General features: G+C 43.7%; 19 protein-coding genes and 3 pseudogenes. 18 read left to right on the top strand and 4 right to left on the bottom strand.

Going from position 1 to position 18,609, the window contains the following annotated elements:
- Positions 1-91: 91 nt before the first annotated feature.
- Complete coding sequence (locus tag QK890_RS03120) at positions 92-514, bottom strand: DUF6769 family protein (RefSeq protein ID WP_234168646.1); 423 nt, start codon at positions 512-514, stop codon at positions 92-94.
- 251 nt (positions 515-765) lie between these two features.
- Between QK890_RS03120 and QK890_RS03115 the strand changes: the two are divergent.
- From QK890_RS03115 to QK890_RS03095, 5 genes and pseudogenes are all read left to right on the top strand, one after another.
- Positions 766-1,239, top strand: a pseudogene (locus QK890_RS03115) (TetR/AcrR family transcriptional regulator); the annotation flags it as partial.
- A gap of 41 nt (positions 1,240-1,280) precedes the next feature.
- Positions 1,281-1,715: a hypothetical protein gene (locus tag QK890_RS03110; RefSeq protein ID WP_032530268.1), complete on the top strand. Its 435-nt coding sequence runs from the start codon at positions 1,281-1,283 to the stop codon at positions 1,713-1,715.
- Entirely contained in the window at positions 1,607-2,005 is a 399-nt protein-coding gene (locus QK890_RS03105) for a DUF4375 domain-containing protein (protein WP_234168643.1), read from the top strand. The genes QK890_RS03110 and QK890_RS03105 overlap by 109 nt, the downstream gene beginning before the upstream one ends.
- Before the next feature lie 643 nt (positions 2,006-2,648).
- Positions 2,649-3,119, top strand: coding sequence for a hypothetical protein (locus QK890_RS03100; RefSeq protein ID WP_032530269.1), 471 nt, complete (start codon positions 2,649-2,651; stop codon positions 3,117-3,119).
- A 38-nt stretch (positions 3,120-3,157) separates the two neighbouring features.
- Positions 3,158-3,397, top strand: a complete 240-nt coding sequence (locus QK890_RS03095; RefSeq protein ID WP_137569074.1) for a hypothetical protein — start codon at positions 3,158-3,160, stop codon at positions 3,395-3,397.
- Positions 3,398-3,671: 274 nt separating this feature from the next.
- Here QK890_RS03095 and QK890_RS03090 read toward each other — a convergent pair whose 3' ends face one another.
- Complete coding sequence (locus QK890_RS03090) at positions 3,672-4,580, bottom strand: AAA domain-containing protein (protein ID WP_269096213.1); 909 nt, start codon at positions 4,578-4,580, stop codon at positions 3,672-3,674.
- Positions 4,581-4,703: 123 nt separating this feature from the next.
- Between QK890_RS03090 and QK890_RS03085 the strand changes: the two genes are divergently transcribed.
- From QK890_RS03085 to QK890_RS03035, 11 genes and pseudogenes are all read left to right on the top strand, one after another.
- Positions 4,704-5,315, top strand: a complete 612-nt coding sequence (locus QK890_RS03085; RefSeq protein WP_032530271.1) for a TetR/AcrR family transcriptional regulator — start codon at positions 4,704-4,706, stop codon at positions 5,313-5,315.
- Positions 5,316-5,541: 226 nt separating this feature from the next.
- Positions 5,542-6,234, top strand: coding sequence for a hypothetical protein (locus QK890_RS03080; protein WP_220575536.1), 693 nt, complete (start codon positions 5,542-5,544; stop codon positions 6,232-6,234).
- Between the two features lie 20 nt (positions 6,235-6,254).
- Positions 6,255-7,838 carry an ankyrin repeat domain-containing protein gene (locus tag QK890_RS03075; protein ID WP_032530273.1) on the top strand — a complete coding sequence of 528 codons (1,584 nt, stop codon included), beginning with the start codon at positions 6,255-6,257 and terminating at the stop codon, positions 7,836-7,838.
- 23 nt (positions 7,839-7,861) lie between these two features.
- Entirely contained in the window at positions 7,862-8,836 is a 975-nt protein-coding gene (locus QK890_RS03070) for an ankyrin repeat domain-containing protein (RefSeq protein WP_032530274.1), read from the top strand.
- 50 nt (positions 8,837-8,886) lie between these two features.
- The gene (locus QK890_RS03065) at positions 8,887-9,999 is read left to right on the top strand and encodes a DUF1266 domain-containing protein (protein WP_032530275.1); all 1,113 of its coding nucleotides are present in this window, start codon (positions 8,887-8,889) and stop codon (positions 9,997-9,999) included.
- A 28-nt stretch (positions 10,000-10,027) separates the two neighbouring features.
- Entirely contained in the window at positions 10,028-10,963 is a 936-nt protein-coding gene (locus QK890_RS03060; protein WP_050496825.1) for a T6SS immunity protein Tdi1 domain-containing protein, read from the top strand.
- An 18-nt stretch (positions 10,964-10,981) separates the two neighbouring features.
- The gene (locus QK890_RS03055) at positions 10,982-11,770 is read left to right on the top strand and encodes a DUF1266 domain-containing protein (protein ID WP_032530276.1); all 789 of its coding nucleotides are present in this window, start codon (positions 10,982-10,984) and stop codon (positions 11,768-11,770) included.
- 36 nt (positions 11,771-11,806) lie between these two features.
- Positions 11,807-12,493, top strand: coding sequence for a hypothetical protein (locus tag QK890_RS03050; protein ID WP_032530277.1), 687 nt, complete (start codon positions 11,807-11,809; stop codon positions 12,491-12,493).
- Positions 12,494-13,015: 522 nt separating this feature from the next.
- Positions 13,016-13,440: pseudogene (locus QK890_RS03045) on the top strand (hypothetical protein).
- Positions 13,441-13,608: 168 nt separating this feature from the next.
- Positions 13,609-13,959 (top strand): GAD-like domain-containing protein, encoded by a 351-nt coding sequence (locus tag QK890_RS03040; protein ID WP_080714208.1) that lies wholly within the window; start codon positions 13,609-13,611, stop codon positions 13,957-13,959.
- 63 nt (positions 13,960-14,022) lie between these two features.
- Positions 14,023-14,379 (top strand): hypothetical protein, encoded by a 357-nt coding sequence (locus tag QK890_RS03035; RefSeq protein ID WP_032530279.1) that lies wholly within the window; start codon positions 14,023-14,025, stop codon positions 14,377-14,379.
- A gap of 386 nt (positions 14,380-14,765) precedes the next feature.
- Here QK890_RS03035 and QK890_RS03030 read toward each other — a convergent pair.
- A pseudogene (locus QK890_RS03030) lies at positions 14,766-15,695 on the bottom strand (transposase).
- Positions 15,696-15,723: 28 nt separating this feature from the next.
- On the bottom strand, positions 15,724-16,107 hold the full coding sequence (locus QK890_RS03025; RefSeq protein ID WP_220575537.1) for a transposase: 384 nt from the start codon (positions 16,105-16,107) through the stop codon (positions 15,724-15,726).
- Positions 16,108-16,673: 566 nt separating this feature from the next.
- Here QK890_RS03025 and QK890_RS03020 point away from each other — a divergent pair.
- A complete protein-coding gene (locus QK890_RS03020; RefSeq protein ID WP_032530281.1) occupies positions 16,674-17,294 on the top strand; it encodes a TetR/AcrR family transcriptional regulator in 621 nt (206 codons plus the stop codon).
- A 154-nt stretch (positions 17,295-17,448) separates the two neighbouring features.
- Positions 17,449-18,552, top strand: a complete 1,104-nt coding sequence (locus QK890_RS03015) for a site-specific integrase (RefSeq protein ID WP_044300451.1) — start codon at positions 17,449-17,451, stop codon at positions 18,550-18,552.
- The last annotated feature ends 57 nt before the right edge of the window (positions 18,553-18,609 follow it).

The raw sequence follows: 18,609 nt of genomic DNA, 5'->3' as shown, positions 1-18,609 counted from the left end.
CCGGGCGGATAGCAACACGGAAGATGCTACTCTGGTAACAGCTATCGGAAAGAATGCATACATTGTAGTTTATGCCACACAATGAGATGCTTTAAGATAAGTAACAGGGAGGTGCACGAAGTCCGCAACTTTCGCCAAGCACTACGGACGTATAGGATACGACGTACTCGTCGTATATGGTTTCGAGTTCTGATGTATTGAGGTTAAGAGTCAGAATATCAGCCAGCAGAAACAAAATTGGCAAATGTAGCAGCATTCCATTTCCACTGTCGAGACTGCTCTTTGTCATACCGGAAGAAGAAATATAATCCACGTTGGGTACGCAGATGTTTTGGTGATGTATGTCTTGGTCAGTACCATGGTCGGTATGATCATCATTGTATGTGTTATCTTGTTCGCACAATTCCATAACCATGCACAACACCTCCTTGTGATGGTGGTGTGGAATAGCGGAGAATACTATTATAAATAGAGTCGCTATTACGAGTGGATATATGGAAAGGATACGTTTCATATATTGTTTTCTGGGTTTGATGGCAAAGATAGAGGAATTTCTTTGCAACCAAGTTGCAAAGAAGTCATGTTTCCGTTGTACCCCTTTGGGGAATGTCTGTCTCCGTTCATCTTGGGCTCAAGATACAACTTCATTCTGATTTACTAAGGGGATTCGCCGATTTATTTTTGTTAATCTATTACTTGTAATGTGGCTTGTATGCGAATAAAATATTATTTTCGGGATTGGAAAATATAAAAGGCTGCCATACAATGAAAATTACCCGTGATGAGTTGCTGATCGCTGCGTTCAAGTTGTTTATGTCCGTAAACTATGAGAAAGTCAGTTTTGCGGAACTGGGAAGATGCTTGGGATGTCGAAAGCCGGAATATTCAAATACTATAAGAACAAACAAGAACTATTCATTGCCGTAGTGGATAAGTTCTGGTTCAGCACACAAAACCCGCGAAACAAAGTTCACCGAGATGAACGGTACGTTTGCCGAATTTATAGATGAGTACGTAAGAGGCGTACAACGGACAATGGATATACTGGGCAATCTGATAGGTGTAGATGGCGATAAGGTGGCACAAGAAAAGTTTTCATATCATGCCCAATATTTTCATTTCCTATTCCAGATGCTCCAATATGACCCTGATGCAAAAGAGAAACTCCGTAACCTTGTCGCCAGCGATTATGCTTACTGGCGTGCCGCCATACAGCATGCGATAGATACCGGAGAGCTGCTGTTCCCCACTTAGCCATTAGCAACAAAATAGTGCGAAGCATGAAAAAAGTAAAGATGATATTATTTTATTCCCTGTTTGCCACAGTCCTTTACATCGGTTGTGCGTTTGTAGCTCCGTCTCATGGAGAAAGGTTCTCGGCTTCTTCGCTGGCTCCGTTCTATTGGGGATGCGCCATGATACTGTTCGTACCCGGTGATTTGTGGTTGCATCATAACCTGTCACGCTTTGTAGCCCTCGGCGTATTGGCACTGGCAGGGCTGATGAGCCTTGAATATTACTGGTTTTGCGATGAATACAGATTAATCATCCATCTGAACTCAAACGATAAGATTAGCCTCGCAGACAAATACAATTTCCATCGATATTGGATTCATCTGGGAATAGTTGCAGGATATTTACTTTCAGCGGCAGGAGTATCGCACTTGATAAAAAGAAAAAAGTCATTGGAGGCGACCGTTGCGAATGTGCCCTGAACACCTTCATCCTGCTTGGAGACGACCGGACGGCAGACGTGGTGAAACGTGCTAACGAGTATTTCGTTGCCAACCGCAACAGGCTGCATGCGGCATGGGAGGACGGAACGAAGAAAAGCTTCTGCATTGGTTACAAAGAGAAACTTTTCGATGCGTTCGACAAGGAGTATTATACCTTGATGAATAGCGACAACCAACTTTACGAACTGATAGGTACATACATCAAACATCATCCGCAAGAGTTCTTGTCCGAAGAAGAAACAAGACAAAGGTATGACAATAATGAGTGAACTGCCAGCCCCTGTACACCACCGACCATCAGCCTGTGTCTGCCACCGGACAAGGCATGGCTGTACAATAGGAGAGAAAAGCGTATGGGCATTTTCCTGAAATTCGTGCAATGGCAGAGAGCACGTTGAAGCCCGAGAGGAGATGAAAGGGTATCCGGTGCAGAGCACTGTAAAGATGGTGGAAGGCAAATTGTCTTTCGATTCTGAGTCTCTCGACGAGATAAAGGGTGACAGCTATTGAATACATTATCAATAAAGTAAGAAATATAAGAATTTCCATACCCCACAAGAAAGGAAATACTTGGGGAAGGTGGTATGTACGGTAAGTGGCGATTTGGATAAATTATATATAGAAAGTCATGTTGTCCGATATAGATTACCGTACATTTGGAATTGGACAGAAGATGATGAGGTGGCTCTTTTTATCAGAAATTATGCAGACATAATCCAAAAAACAGATTTGGATTTTTGGAAATTGGATGTGTATTTGGATAAAAATAATTTTTATCTGAGTCACACGAAGATAGAATACTGTTGTGGTTTACATCATGTTTTACAATCAAAAACAAATAAATAAGTTGATAACAAGCACCTGTGCCATCTAAACAGCGGTAAGCTGCGACCCATTACTAACAATAGTGCAATGAATAAAACAGTCCAATCCATCCTATCATTGACAGCTTTCAGCCTTTTGCTGATAGTGGTAACATTCTTTTTTGCTGGCTTAGGTTTCGGTCGGCTGTTCGGAATATATGGTGTTATGGAATATAGCTTTTTAGGTGTGCTGGCAGTTATAGATATACTAATAATCTGCAAGGTCTGTAAACTGTATTTCCTTCAGCCCAAAGTTATCATGTTATTGTTCGGTATGGAATGTTGCTCTGTGCTTTTGTGGCTGGCTTTTATCTGTTTAGACCAAAATCTATTAGATTGGCAAATAACAGACCATTTGTTGAAGATTATCGGTTTGGACGGTTTCACAGGAGATGAACGGGGGATGAATATGCTTGCAGTCTTATGTGGCATTATCTATCCGCCTATCGGGATTGTCTGTCTATTCATCGAATTGAGATCTATAAACAAGTCAGTGGTAACGACGAGAGATAACATCTGACACTGTTTCTTTCTTAATACTATTGATAATTTAGAAGCATGAATAAAACTAATAACTATTTTGAGCGTAACCAGATAGTGCGGAACGCACAGAATTACAGGTATAACTTTATCGACTATCTTTATTATCAAGGAAGGCGATATGAAAAAAGGTACACGACAAGTTGTTCCGACTGGAGCATGGTATTGTGGTATTGGGTGAGCGTTGTTTGCTTTCCGGCTATTTTTCTTTTCTTTCCCCGATTTATAGATATGAGTAATGTATTGATGGAATATTAATCACAAATGGGTATGGCCAGTAACAAGATCGAGCAAACTGTTAAATGCAGTTTCTCGTTAGCCCTATTATCTGTAATGCAAAAAATGTGGAACAATATATCGTTTCTCTAACTTTTCCGTGATTTTTCTCACGGGAAAGTATAGATTTAATTGATGTAAAGTTATCTTGTGTAGATATTACATAATATACAGGTATATTACTGAAATCTGATTAAATATTACCGTAGCAAACTTTATGCTGGTAAAGGTACACAATGTTGCTCGGTCGCAACTTTCATTTTAACGCTTTTAATTTGCTAAAATAGGGTTGTCTTAACCAAATCGTTCCGTCTCCTACGGCTACAAATCGTTGCTTGGCACGTGTCAGAGCAACATTCAGTAAATTAGGTTTAGATGATGCCCAAGAAGCAGCGCCTTTTGACTTCTGATCGAGTCCCAGACATAAGATTACACCTGCCGCCTGCTTACCCTGAAATGTATGGACTGTCCCAATATGAGCATCCAGCCACTTCTGCAACTCGTTATTTTCTATCTGTTTATAGACCATTAGTGCTTGCTTAATAGGCTGACGCAGTTCTTTTTTCAAAATAGATGGTATTTCTGAAAAAGGAGAGATCACGAATAGATCGGACAAGTCCTGTAGTTGGCGTATTTCGTCAATGATCATTTGCCTGATTAGGGCACCTTGTTCTGGTACGTAATGCCGTCCGCTTACTTTACCTTCCACCTGCACAAATCCATTCTGTATAAACAGATGAGGATTATCTGCCAATGTAGAGTTATACATCATGCCATTGTACGCGATCTCATTGGCTATGGAAAACATCGGGTCGACGCAACGCCGATGCACCCTTAGGGGAGAGCCAGTCCAAGTATCATTCGTTATCCAACCATACGGATTCGCACGATCGGCCATAGACTGAACGGAAAGAGAAGTCTGTATCTGTGTTTTATCCAACCCGAAATAACGGCTGATATTATTGACAACCTGCTCAGGTATTGTAATGACAGGTTCTATTTGAAAAGGATCTCCTACAATAACAGCTCGCTTGGAGCACCAGATCGCTCCCGCTGCTGCCTGTGGGACAGCCTGTCCGGCCTCATCAACAAATAACCAAGGGATTGTTCCTGGTCTTATCCTGCTAAACATGCGTTGAATGGATGCGAATGTAGAAGAAACTATAGGGATTATCCTTCGATGAATAACTCGGATTGTAGATGTAGAATGAAAAATGGAGAAAAGAAGATAAAAAATGTTTTTTAATAATGTATCTTTGTAAACGAAATTATTAATAGTAATATATTTATGAAAACCAATAGGGAAAAACTATTGCAAGACGCATTCGTCATGTTCCTGCAATACAATTACGAACGGGCAAGCTACAGTCTGCTGACACAGGCTACCGGTATATCTAAAGCAGGTATTTCATATTACTACCCCACAAAGCAGGAGTTGTTTGTGGCGGTGGTGGACCGCTATTTCATCAACGTGCATGATGCTGATGTGAAGTTTACGCCTGCCGCTTCGTTTGCTGAGTTCCTTGACCATTTCGTGGAGAATATACAGAAGACAATGGACTGGTACGTGGCGCTACTACGGCAAGCAGAGACCACGGGCGACAGTACGGCCTTTTCCAACTTCTTTGGCTTCATGCCGCAGATACAGCGCTACTATCCTGATGCGAAAGTCAAGTTGCAAACTTTCTGGGAAAAATTCCTGAACGGGTGGCGTATAGCGATAACCGCTGCCATAGAACACGGAGAGTTGCGTCGAGACATAGACATCGAATTGACCGCCAACATGTTCAATAACATCTACCTGGGTATGTCGTTTATGAAGTCCTTTTCCACAGGACTGGATACTGGAGAATTGCGTCGTTCCTATGACTACCTTTACTCTATACTGAAAGTACACTAAGAGCTCGTCAGAATTGTCCGGACCCTAAAAATACATCGACTTACAGTTGCTTTTCCCTATCAGTAGAAAGCATCCTAAAACAAAAAACCGACCAACCTTCCGATTTTTACCGGAAGAGTGGCCGGTTTTTTGTTTTTATTATTTATATTTGCCGCACAGATACAATAATCGGGTGTCTGGAAGACAATTAATTTATAGTAATAACCATTCTAATTAAAAAAAGGACATGACTTACCTTATCGTAATCGGATGCATAGCCCTCTACATGGGCTACTTTTTCTATGTGAAACAGAAGAATGCGCAGCGTGCGGCAGTGGTGAACCAAACAGACTTCAAAGCAGAATTTGCCAAGGTGGAAGCCTATAGGAAACAATTCTTAGACTCCGACGGGCTTTTCTTGAAAGAAGCGATGAAGCAGGCACGGATTGATGCCGTGAACTATGCCAATATAGAATATACGTTAGCGGATTCACTTAAAAACGACATGAAGAATAAGCTGAAGGGCATGGCCACGCTGGGCACCGTGCGTTTTCGTTCGGTACATACACCAAAGTACCTGGTGTTGAGCGGTGACACTCTACACTTGTTCGATACCGACACGGATGGAGAGATAGACACCCACCTGACCTTCCCGCCCTTACGCCTAAAGGAATCACGCCTTATTGAATATCCGCTTGCCGGGCAGGAGAAGGCACAGGCAGAAGCGCGTGGTAACAATGTGAAAACTTACAAACTGTCGCTACAGACAGACGACAAGCCTTTGGAACTCATCATCTACTCGTGCTTGATTTTCACTAACATACCGGAAACACCGGGTAGTCCCGAAGAGGCGGTACGAGACATTGTCGTGGCGAATGATTTCCTGAAACAACTGGGCGATTTATACCCGAATCTAAAGATGAGGCTCCCTATTCTGTGATTCATTCCGTCTATTCAACTATGAAAACTTGTAAGGATATATATAATTTGTATCAGGACAGAGAACCGGAGTCACAGATACACGCTGCTTTCGGTGAGGTGGCTGTCAACGACAGAGATGAAAAGTTTGGCAACTTCACGCCACTTCATCTGGCCTGCTACTTCGGCGATGAAGGCGCGGTGCGCATCCTACTGGAGCATGGTGCCTTCGTCGATGCCAAAGACCGAGATGGTTATACACCGCTCTGTACGTTGGGCATGTACCGATACACATATACCGATGAAGAGAAAATAGCCGCCGCTGCCCGACTATTACTTGAGAAAGGTGCGGACGTTCCCCATTCCGCCAAGTGGACGACTGCCCTGCTGGAGGCCATCCGCCAAATGCACTTCCGGATGGCGGAAGAGATTGTGGAGAGCGGTGCAAGAATCGATTCGACCGATACAGATGGACAGAATGCTTTGCATATCGCCTGCCTGACCGCCGGCAACATTGCCCACACTCTGCGCCGGACGGAGGAGCGGCTTGCTTATAAATTGGCAGAGTACCATTCGGAAAAACAGATAAGTGAAATCCAGGCGGAAATCGACCGACTGAAGCAGGCGGAAGAAGCCGTCTTCAATCTAACAAAGAAACTACTCGAAAGCGGACAGATAGATTCGGAAGAGAAGAATAACTGCGGGAAAACGCCGCTCGACATGGCCATGCAAGAAGGTGCTATGCACATCGGAACGCTTCTGGCTGGGCATAATCCTGAGGATGTGCTCGCCGCACGGGTGGGAGGAATGGATGTGTTCCAAGCCTTGTTCCACCAGAACGGGGATGCCCTCGATGCGCTCTTGCAACAAGGCGTGGAGCTTCAGACCTTGTGCGAACACAGGGAGATGTGCGATTTTCTTGGCAAGTCGCCCTTAGCCTGTGCCTTAGCCTGGTCCAACTTTGATGCCGCCGAGCGCATTCTCTGTGCGGGAGCCGATCCCAACTTCCGCATGATGGACGAGCAGACCGCCTTTGCCGTTTGGATGGAGGTGACGGACATTGGGGGAGCTGAGGAGACCTATATTTGCACTTTAGAGTTGATGTTGCAGCAAGGCTGGAACCCTGAAGCCTCCGCAGACCGGGAGGGAAACACTGCTCTTGCCTTGGCCTGCCGGCACGTAGGCTATGCGCCGGGCAAGACCGCTGTTCGCTTCCTGTTGGAGAAGAGAGTGAACACCGACGTTGCTAACCTTTGCGGACAGACCCCGCTGATGATTCTTTACGGAGGAGGCTATTGGGATGGTCGCATTCCCCCGCTGCCCATGTTACCGCGTTCCTATCCCTATGGGTGGAAGTATTGTGGGGAGGACGAGGCGGAGGTGCTGGAGTGGCTGCTTGAGGCGGGTGCCGATGCCCGCAGAAGGGACAAGTGGGGTAATAGCCTGCTACACTACATTGCTGCCTCCTGCTACAATACGGAGGCGCGTCAAGTCGCTGAAGTTCTTGCAGACTTCCCCCTGCCGGATATCGCCTGGACGAACAACGAAGGGCTGGCTGCCATTGACCTGGCTACCGACAAAGGTAGTGAATCGTTTGTAAAGTTCCTGCTCAGACACTTTTGCTAACCTATATAATTGAATATATCATTATGGACAACAACTTGACATTCCTCAACGCTTGCCGCAATGGGCAGAAAAGTATTGTACAGATATTCTTGAAGGGAGGAGGAATTGATGTGAACAAGCGGGATGCGGAAGGTAACACGCCGTTGCATTATGCTTGTCAGAAAGGTTTTAGGGACATTGCCGTTCTTCTTCTTGATAATGGGGCCACTCCAACAGTCGTAAACAATCGTTCAGAAAGTGCGCTTCACGCCGTGGCACGGTGTGGAAACAAGGAGATAATCGCCCGTCTCCTTTGGGAAGGAGCGGAAGTAGATGCCACCGACCGAGAGGGCCGCACTCCTTTACTTTGCCTGCTAAGCAATAAGCACACCGATGCAGCTCTCTATTTGATAAATCAAGGGGCTAATACGGAACTTGCAGACAATATCGGTCATCGGGCCATAGATTATGCCACTGCGTACGGGCTGCGGGAGGTCGTCCTTCACCTTTCCATTGACAATGCGGGCGATGCACGTGGCAACACACCATTACATCAGGCCGTCCGCAACGGACAAGGAGAAATTGTGCGTACCCTGTTGGCTGTTTCAGCTGCGATGCTCGATACTCTGAACGACGATGGTGAGACACCACTTGCCATTGCTTGTATAAAAGGCGACCTGATGATTGCCACCATGCTGGTTGAGAAGGGAGCCGATGTGAACAAAGCTATGCTTAACGGCTCCATGCCCCTGCACTTTGCCGCTCGGTCGGGCAATCAGTTTCTTGGCAAACTCTTATTGGAAGCTAAAGCGCGGACTGATGTGCAGAATGAAAACGGCGACACGCCTCTTATCGTGGCAGCACGCGAAGGAAACCATGAGTTTGTCAGCCTGTTGGTGGAATACCGTGCCGATGTAAATCTGGCCAACAATCTCCGCCACACTGCCTTGCACTATGCAGTGGAAAGGGGGTACAATGAAATCGTGGAAACATTGTTAGTGACCGGAGCGGAGGGCTGAGCGGTCACAAAAAAGGAATCATTATCAACCATTTTTTAATAGAAACAAATATGTCACAAGAAAAAGTAAATCCTCAAAGTCCGGAGGAGATAACCAAAGCGGCACAAGAAGCAGCTATCAAAGCAGCGATGGAGCAAGCGCAATCCATGTTAGGCAGCATCCCCGGTTTTCAAATACCTGATATAGCAGCTATGCAGGAACAAATCAGAGCGCAGATGCAAGTGGCAGTCCCCAACCTCAGCGAGATTCAGGCACAACAAGCAGCCATGGGCACCTTGGGTGGAATCAATGCTGACCACATCGCACAAGAGGGGCAAGATAATATGGCATTCGCTTCACAGATGATGCAAGCCATGATGGATGGAAGCTTGGAGGAAGCACTTAGGAAGACGAACGATAACATCGAGAACGATTGGATCGATGGAGAGGATACGGATAAAGAGAATTTATATGATGATGCAGAGGATAATGACAATCTTCTCATAGCAGTCAAAGACGAAGAGCTTTGGCAGATAGAGCGCGCTGACGATGGTCTCCTCACTCCGCGCCAACTGCATTTGTTGGCCTTCGGTGCGCCGCTGTTCGTCTATAACTCCGAGCAGGTAGACAGCACGGGCAGCACTTACAGCGTCAATACCACCCGAGAACAGATGCAGAGCTGGTGGGGTATTGTGGATCACGACACTACCTTTGAGACCGTCCGCTGGTTATTGGAAGAGGGACATCATACCACTGCTGACCGCATTCTCCATATCCTCCGTACCGAGGGTATTGAAGCTCTGCAACGTGGTGCCGAAGAGGACGAAGAACTGGCAGAGAAGATCGATGAGGTGCTCCCCATACTGCAACTGATGCCTCGTCTGGGCTGCACTACGGACGAGTTGCCTGCCACTTCCATCGGTTGGGACCTGGTACGTGTTACCAATGTCGCCCGCTGGACTTACCAATGCGGCTACATCAGCGAAGAAGAGATGTGGCAAGTGATGGAACTGGTGGAGAGCATTGCTCGTCAATATTTCACATCGTGGCAGGAGTACGGCTTCAGTTACATTTTAGGTCGTGGCGTGTGGCACGGTGACCGTCAAGACAGTATGCTTGCCTACGAAATCTCAGAAACCCTACTGCGCAAAAAAGAATCGCCCTGGAAACTAAGTGAATGGTAATTAGTAATCCATTTAATATATAACAATCATGGAAATTTTGAATGACTTCTTGCAGAAGTTTCCTCCAACCGGAGAATTAAGAAAACCTACAGTATCTGTTCTGAACCGCTTCAAGGGCAGACTACCTGCCGAATGGTTGAAGCTCTGGGAAACGTATGGCTTCGGCAACTACGGTAATGGATTGCTAAAAGTAATCAATCCTGATGACTACATACCTAACCTCTACACATGGCTGGGCGGAGAGAATACTGCCCGAATTCCTATTCTGGTAACCGGTTTCGGTAACATCATCTATTATCGGCAGTTGCCGGATGCGAAGGATGATGTCTGTCTGTTGAACATACACCGTTGTTCCACCCAAACCTGTACCTACAGCTTTAAGGAGTTCATGCGCTTTATCACGGACGACGAGGTCATAGAATCTCTTTTGGATAAGGAGCTCTTCGGACAGGCGGTGGAGAAGTGTGGTCCGTTGGCGGAAAACGAAACCTTTTTCTTTGCTCCGGCACTGGCCTTTGGTGGAGACGAATCGCTCTCATACATCCAAAAGGGGGATGGGGTTACTCACCAGCAACTGCTTTTTGAGATGATGAACAACTCGTCTGACAATGAAGAAGAGGAAGATGGAGAAAAAGACCAATGGATGGAAGCCTATGAAGCCAATCCGCATGTGTTCGAACGTGAAGATGGTACGCTGATGGTCAACTTCACGCTGACCGACACCGTAGACACCGTACTGCCTCAAACTCCCGAGAAGCTGTACGCCGTGGAGGGTAAAGAAATCACATTGTGGGTACTGACCTTTTTCAGCTATGACGATAAAAAGAACCTTGCCTCCCTGGAGTATCACACAGCTTTGCAGGCCCTTCAGAAATATGTAGTGGAAGAGCGCGACGACCATGTGCTACTGCGTGGACTCAATTTGGAGGAAATGAAACAAACCATAGCAATGATAGATTATTAATTGTAAAAAAAACTACTTATGACAGATTTCAACTGGATATTTTGGATCGTAGCTCCGATTATTATCATCTATTTTCTTTACCAACGTGTATGGCCTGTCGTACGCAAGGTGATACGTGTTTTTCAAGGAATACGTCTCAATCCCCGTTCCCATTTGACGGAAGCCGAGTACAAAAAACTTTCTATAGGTTCACTTTACGCTTTACAGCAGGGGGCATACCTCAATTCGCTGACATTAGACATCAAAGATAAACTCTCCACCATCCTTGCCAATTGGTGGAGCATTTACAATACCCAAGATGCCAAGCAAACATTGGAGTATCTCGGCGAGAAGGGATTTGCTTATTATTTTCCCTATGTCTATCAGGCTTTCTTGTTGGATGATGAAGAGGCACAGGACCAAATTTTCCAACAGCATATGACCAGTCAGGAAGATTACGACAAAGCTGTACAACAGCTGTACAATCTCAAGGAGTGTTACGATGAATTGCTGGAGTGCGGCACTATCACTTGTCGGGAGGATCTGCAACGTTACGGCGTAACAGGTTGGGATGCCGGACGTCTTAATTTCATGACACGCGCCTGCTACGACATGAAGTATATTTCCGAAGCCGAAGCGTGGTACTACATAGACTGTGCTTATGAAATGGCACACAACCATTTCTCTTCTTGGCACGACTTTGCCATGAGCTACGTCATCGGACGTGCCTTGTGGGGAGGAAAAAGCGCTTGCAACTCTGGCATGAAGTCTATGGCCGACGACTTATTGAAGGATGAGAAAAGCCCGTGGGTAAGAATCAAATGGTAATACTTCTTATTAATAACATTCAAAAAACAAACTAACATGATAACAAACATCGTAAGAACCTTGTGGACTGCCTCACTGGCCGTCCTCATTCTCACCGCCTGTACAGGTAAAAGCCGTCTGGGCATGGCCTCGGAAGAAGGTATCAGCAAAGTGAAAGAATTGGTCCGTACGCACGTGGACACCGGCACTAATAAAATATATCGCCTCGTGTGGGCAGAGGACGGCGACGAACGTAAACTGGATAACATTTTGACTACCGTAGAGATAGACTACCTTGATCCGGAGAGCAATGATTATTCCCTCACCATCAGCCTGAAGGATGGTGAGTTCGTAGCTGACGGGCCGTTGAAGAGTAAGCGCAACATCTACTCTTACGAGCACTCCACACCGCTCGAACTCGATGTTCTCACCACTGCCGAGGTGCAGCGACTCGTGCAGGAGGCGCACGATCTTTTCCTTACGCAGGAGGATGCCGATAAGTACGAACTGAAGTCAGTCGGCAAATATCACCTCTACATTCCACCCGTGGACAAGCGAAACATCGACCTTTTGCAGAAGCGGTCGGATTACAAGAAAGAGCACAGTCGCACCGCCATTTTCTTCGAACTGAACTTCGTCAAGAAGGACGAACAGCCTGAAGTTAAGGGACGTCACACGTGGACGAACTATTATACCGTGCCTTTCGTGGTGAACCAGGAGGGAAAAGTGGAATTTGAACCTTAAGCCATCGTGAGTAAGCTATTATATGCCTTCTGCCCGTTGCCTTACCGCTGTACGGGCAGATGGCTGTGAAACAGCAATCTCCGGCTGACTCTGTGTGCTGTGCCGACCATCCGTTCGCCACTTCCGTTTCAAGAGACTGCGACCTACGAGGTGATTTCTATTACCCGTGTTTCTCATTTTCGCCTTGCAATATAGGCATGTATAGGCAACGTTATGTATTCTATAGCATACAAGACCAAGATATATGTATCATTTTCATAAGGGATAAGGAGTGGGCAATCGATTCCCGCAAACTATCCTTTGACTTGTTGGGAAATAGGCTTAACAACCCATCGGGTGGAAATCCGGAAAAGCATACGAAAATTACCAATGAGAAATTATATCTGTTAGGAAACAAGCAGAACGATTGGATCATAACAATTTTTGAATGGAAGGAATTGTTTGACAGACTGTAAATAATGAGGTCGAGCCAACAGTTAAACACTATCACCCACCAAACCATTATAAACATAAATCAAAAGTATGGAAGATATTGATATTCTAAAGAAATTCGACAACGCTAAGTTGATAGACATAGTGAAAAATCACCAGCGTTATGGTTATGATGACGAACTTCGTGACAGTGCTATCTGCTTATTGGAAGAAAGAGGCTGGAGTAGAGAAGAATTACAGCAATTCGGTTATCTGACAAACCAGAGGAAGCCAAAAGGCAGTATAAAGCCTATAATCGAAACTCATTGATAGGCATTTGTACGCTTGTGTTCAGCGGAGGTATCCTGGCTGTCGTTTATCTCATCTTTCTAATCCTGGCTTATCGGAATGTAGCCAAATTCTACAAGGCATTAGGGCGCAATGAAGATGAAACCGCATTGTTTAATGCTCTTGGTGTGCTGGCTTATTTTCATCTGAAAGGAAAAATGAGGGAAGAACTAAAAGGAATAAGGTAAGTTGATAACAAGCAGCTAAACTAAGAAATACAGTTAGCTACTGGATATGTTTACTCTGTATAGCCAGTAAATATAGGGTGTAAGTCCCGAACAAGCCTTGATAGTGGGAATCGTTAACCAAGAGCAAGCTGGAAAATTGGTTGTTAATATACCGCACAATATGCTGATATTGCTTTGGAGAGTCTGATTATCTTTTGGAAAGAGACTGGTTGGGGAATGTTTTGTAACGGACTGTTTCGAATTATTCATCCTGAAGAATTTCAGGATTTTGCGGATGAATATAACTCGGACTCATTCAACAAGATTGTTTTGCCATTTATGGTAATGGCTTTCGGATACATATTTGCTTATGTGAATAATTCCATTATTGTGGATTACGTCATTTATATGAATATCAGATACGGATACGGAATAGAAAAAGTCTTAAGCAACAACATTGCACTGCTTCTCAATAAATGTATATTCAATAAAAGTATTCTGGAAGTATGGTTTAAGATAGAACGCTACGAAGCAGGATGATTTAATAATTACAGTGTTAATAAAGTCGAAATGCAGTTTTCCGTTTAACCATTGTGCAGAAGCATGAAAATAACAACGTCATATAAAAGAATTGAAAATGTTCTGCTTGCCGTGATTTCGCTATTCGTAGGATGGCGTCTCATTTCTCATTATACATCCTCATTGCCTGATTTTGATATAGCCGCTAACAATATATTCATAGCGATTAAATGTAAAGTGCTGACATTTGTATTATGGGGGATTCTGTTATTTCTTTTCCGCTTCATCAGAAAACGGGTGGATGATATAATGAAAAGGCGGTTGTTCAAGATAACTTCCGTGCTAGTATATTGGCTAATCGTGTGGAGCTTCTGCTATTACCAATGCGCTATAAAAGCGGTACTGGATTGGAATGACATGATGAACTGGAATGTGGGATAATCATAGTAGTTATAGTTGTCCGAATATCATAACTTCCTGTTAAAAAAGAACAGAGATCAATATAGTCCAGAATCATTATGTAAACAATTACTTCATTTTTATTATCTAAAGAGAGGGAGTATCCGGACATACGCAAGAGCTGGCAGACAAGATACAATGGCTGCCAAACAACAGCCCTTCGCTCAAAGAGAGGTAGTGCTCTCAAAAGTGTGTAAATACCATCATGATTAAAGTTTTATTGCAAATACAAAACTAAATCAAAAAAGGGATTTACACACTTTTGGGAATACTACCTTATCCACCAACAATATGCTTGAAACAGCTATTTTGGGCTCAGTTGTAATTCTAGGGGGATTAACTTAGGTTAATCTCCTTCATTCTCCTTCTCATGCATATACCTTTGCTATTCTGAACAGAAAGAATTTCATATCGACCACTCCTCTGAATGCCGCTCTGAATGCTTTGATTTTAGCGTTAAAAGCTTCTGCCGCTGCATTGGTACTTCTATTAACAAAGAAGTTCAATATCTTTTCATAATGATTTTCAATAGATTGTGCTACTGTTGTAAATGTGTCATATCCATATTCTTCTATTTTATTATACCACAATGCTAATTTGGCTCTTGCTACATCTTTATCCGAGTTTGTAGAGAATATCTTTCCTAATTAGTAATAATAGACTTCCTTAATATCTTCAAATTCCCTAAATAGGATATTTGCTCTAATCTGCTGGCTTTTCGTCCACTTATCGGGTGCCTTAAATAGTAAATATCTGCTTCTGACTAATAATTGTCTGAGTGTATCTCCATTTTCAAAAGTTTCCGGTTCATATTTTTTCCCCTTAGCCCTAGCCTCCTTTATTGCTTTGTTTTCATCCTTGATAACTTGCCAGCGATACGTAATTCTCAGCTCCTGTACCGTCTCATATACTAGCTTTTGTACATGAAAACGGTCTATTACCTGCATAGCGCGCGGGAAGCAATGTTTAGCTATTTTCTGCATACTACCTGCCATATCCAAAGTAATTTCCTTTACCTTGTTGCGTGTTTGTAGTTCGATAGTTTTCAGTACAGCTATAATATCTTCTGCTTTGGTACCTTTAATGATCGCTATGATGGAGCCCTTTCGTCCTCTCTTGTCCTTGTTTGTTAGAATCGTGTAAAGTTCTCCTCTGGTTAATGCTGTTTCATCAATACATAAGTGGTGACCCATGTTCTTGGGGTAAAGGATGTAATCCTTAGCATGTTCCTTTTGCTCCCACTGCCCATACTCACTCAAGTGGCCTTTATACTGGCATTGAAGCTGCTTACCGTCCATACAGTAGTGTTCTGCTACGCTTTGACAGCTAACTGCATGATTGTCTAAGTAGGTCTTTTAAAAAAGCACCGAACTCAGCAGTTATACGAGTTCCGGTGGCAACCAGATTCCAGTCACGACTGTAGGTCTGACTTGTAGAAGGTGTTTCCCAGCGTCGGCGCTTGATGCGTAAATAAACAGCTTTACCACGAATGGGAAAGTCTTGAACTTCAATCTCGGGAAAGAAACCTTTGGAATGAAGAGATAAATGAGAGTATTCATCTGGAATAACAGGCTTTTCCTCAAGATAAAGGATAAAACAAGTGTCCTGAGTGACACCATTGACAAGATCAAAGTAATCAAGCAGGCCCGAAGGAAGAAACAAGCTTAAAGCAGAGAAGGAATCAAAGGGAGATTGAGATTTCTTTTTCATGAAGCAAAAGTAAGCATTTTAACGATATCCCCCAAGTTTTCAAACTGAGCCCTTTTTTGTCTTTTAAGCAAGACTGAAACAATAAAAAAAAGTCCTACAATACGTTGATATTGTAGGACTTGTCTCTTTTTTGTCGCCGTTTGGCTTTGTTCTTATGTGATCCGCCTGGGTCTTTAACCCATGCGGTTCACTGTCCTAAATATCAATATTTTAACTATCGTTATCCCTTTGAGGGGGTACGATTTGGACACTGACTTTTTTATATGTTTCTGTCCGCTTTTGGCGGATGTCTGTCTCCATGTATCTTGGGTTCAAAAGTACACATTCGTTTTGAATTATGCAAGTCTTTGATTATTAATATTTCAACTTAGGTGCAAGGTGCAAGCTATATATATAAATATATGCTTGCACCTTGCACCTAAAATTTATCTTGTCCTAAACCAATTTCGTTCCGATTTACTTAGGCGTTCGCTGATTTATTTTTGTTAATCTATTACCTACAATGTGGCTTGTATGGGAATAAAATGTTATTTTCGGGATTGGAAAATATAAAAGACTACCATACAATGAAAATTACCCGTGATGAATTGCTGATAGCTGCGTTCAAGCTGTTTATGTCCGTGAACTATGAGAAAGCCAGTTTTGCGGAACTTGGAAAGATGCTCGGAATGTCGAAAGCCGGAATATTCAAATACTACAAGAACAAACAGGAACTATTCATTGCCGTAGTGGATAAGTTTTGGTTCAGTGCGCAAAACCCACGAAATAAATTCACTGAAACGAACGGCACGTTTGCCGAATTTATAGACGAATATGTACGTGGCGTGCAACGGACGATGGATATGCTGGGCAATCTGATAGGTGCGGATAAAGACAAGTTGGAGCAAGGAAAATTCACATACCACGCCCAATATTTTCATTTCCTGTTTCAACTGCTCCAATACGACCCTGACGCAAAAGAGAAGCTCCGTAACCTTGCAGAGGGTGATTACGCTTATTGGCGTACTGCCATACAACGTGCGATAGATAGCGGAGAGTTGAGAAAGGATGTGGATGTAGAAGATGCGGTAGTCATGTTCCGGCAGGTTTACATGGGGTTGTCTTTTGAAATGTCCTTTCTCGGCGGATTGGACACCGGGCGACTTGCCAAACATCTGCATGCCGTTTACTCCTTACTGAAATGTTAGGCAGTGCCACCCGGCACATATTCCTTGCAAATCTGACTTTCTCTGCAAAAAAAAGATAAAAAGAAAACGTTCGTTTACTTTCTTCGGAATAGTTTTATAACTTTGGCAATATCATTTAATTAGTGATAGTTGTAACGTTATAAACCAGTTCTATATGGAAGCAGACAAACAACGGGGAAGTATCGTACTGACAAAGCAGAATATAGACGGTCAGGACTATATACGGATTGATTATGGAAATAATCAGGCTATTGCCTTGCTGCTTTCCGAAGATAGTGGAATTAAAATAGCCGGAAACGGAAGTGCCTATATACAGGCATCCGCTTTCCGGCTTCCTGCATTTTATGACCGCTATTCCCCCCACGCCTACATTGATTACAGCCGTGTATATGTACGGCATCCCAAACCTAAGCGGGAATATCTGTTACCGAAAGGCTATTTGGAACTGTTGGAGCAAAAGCGATACAGCCTTTCCACCATAAAAGCCTATAAAATCTATTTCAGCGACTTCATGGAATACCACAAAGGGCATGAACTTGACCTGCTGACGGTCGAGGATATTAATAATTATATGCTCTATATGGTAAAGGAACGACACATATCTGCTACCCAGCAGAATATGCGTATCAATGCAATCAAGTTCTACTATGAGAAAGTCCGAAAAGGCAAACGACAATACTATGGCGGGATAGTCCGTGCCAAAGAATACAAGGCTTTGCCCGAAGTGTTAAGCCGGGAAGAAATGAAAAATATCTTTGCACAGATACCTAACCGGAAACATCGGTGCATGATTTCATTGATATATTCTGCCGGATTGCGGCGAAGTGAACTTCTGAACCTGACCCCTAAAGATATTATCAGTGAACGGATGCTGATAAGGGTAACTGGCAAAGGAAAGAAATGTAGATATTCCTTGTTATCAGAAAAGGCACTCAACGAACTAAGGGTTTATTACAAAGAATACAGACCGCAAAAATGGCTCTTTGAGGGCGAACAGGCAGGTGAACAATATTCACCCAGTGCATTGGTGAAAATACTGAAAGAAGCAGCCCAAAAAGCCGGAATAAAGCACCGGGTACACCTGCACATGCTCCGTCACACTTTCGCTACTCACCTGCTGGAACAAGGGACTGACCTTAGAACTATTCAGGAACTTATGGGGCATAATGATATAAAAACGACTGCTATTTATTTGCACGTATCAAATGCTCACAAAGCCAAAATACCTAATCCACTGGACTATTTAGATGATGATTAGGTATAATTTATTAGTAAATAGGAACTACACCATAGGTGTGGTTATTGAATACATTCA

The sequence above is a fragment of the Bacteroides sp. NGMCC 1.200775 genome, from assembly GCF_040798045.1.
Classification (GTDB): Bacteria; Bacteroidota; Bacteroidia; order Bacteroidales; family Bacteroidaceae; genus Bacteroides; species Bacteroides hominis.
The sequence above is the reverse complement of the archived record's forward strand: the minus strand, read 5'-3'. Positions and strand labels throughout refer to the sequence as shown.

Excerpts from the sequence above, each read along its gene's own strand:
- QK890_RS03100 (WP_032530269.1), top strand. The coding sequence starts at position 2,649 with ATGAATAAAACAGTCCAATCCATCCTATCATTGACAGCTTTCAGCCTT.
- QK890_RS03015 (WP_044300451.1), top strand. The coding sequence starts at position 17,449 with ATGGAAGCAGACAAACAACGGGGAAGTATCGTACTGACAAAGCAGAAT.
- QK890_RS03085 (WP_032530271.1), top strand. The coding sequence starts at position 4,704 with ATGAAAACCAATAGGGAAAAACTATTGCAAGACGCATTCGTCATGTTC.
- QK890_RS03110 (WP_032530268.1), top strand. The coding sequence starts at position 1,281 with ATGAAAAAAGTAAAGATGATATTATTTTATTCCCTGTTTGCCACAGTC.
- QK890_RS03020 (WP_032530281.1), top strand. The coding sequence starts at position 16,674 with ATGAAAATTACCCGTGATGAATTGCTGATAGCTGCGTTCAAGCTGTTT.
- QK890_RS03035 (WP_032530279.1), top strand. The coding sequence starts at position 14,023 with ATGAAAATAACAACGTCATATAAAAGAATTGAAAATGTTCTGCTTGCC.
- QK890_RS03080 (WP_220575536.1), top strand. The coding sequence starts at position 5,542 with ATGACTTACCTTATCGTAATCGGATGCATAGCCCTCTACATGGGCTAC.
- QK890_RS03065 (WP_032530275.1), top strand. The coding sequence starts at position 8,887 with ATGTCACAAGAAAAAGTAAATCCTCAAAGTCCGGAGGAGATAACCAAA.
- QK890_RS03075 (WP_032530273.1), top strand. The coding sequence starts at position 6,255 with ATGAAAACTTGTAAGGATATATATAATTTGTATCAGGACAGAGAACCG.
- QK890_RS03050 (WP_032530277.1), top strand. The coding sequence starts at position 11,807 with ATGATAACAAACATCGTAAGAACCTTGTGGACTGCCTCACTGGCCGTC.
- QK890_RS03095 (WP_137569074.1), top strand. The coding sequence starts at position 3,158 with ATGAATAAAACTAATAACTATTTTGAGCGTAACCAGATAGTGCGGAAC.
- QK890_RS03060 (WP_050496825.1), top strand. The coding sequence starts at position 10,028 with ATGGAAATTTTGAATGACTTCTTGCAGAAGTTTCCTCCAACCGGAGAA.
- QK890_RS03025 (WP_220575537.1), bottom strand. The coding sequence starts at position 16,107 with ATGAAAAAGAAATCTCAATCTCCCTTTGATTCCTTCTCTGCTTTAAGC.
- QK890_RS03120 (WP_234168646.1), bottom strand. The coding sequence starts at position 514 with ATGAAACGTATCCTTTCCATATATCCACTCGTAATAGCGACTCTATTT.
- QK890_RS03070 (WP_032530274.1), top strand. The coding sequence starts at position 7,862 with ATGGACAACAACTTGACATTCCTCAACGCTTGCCGCAATGGGCAGAAA.
- QK890_RS03055 (WP_032530276.1), top strand. The coding sequence starts at position 10,982 with ATGACAGATTTCAACTGGATATTTTGGATCGTAGCTCCGATTATTATC.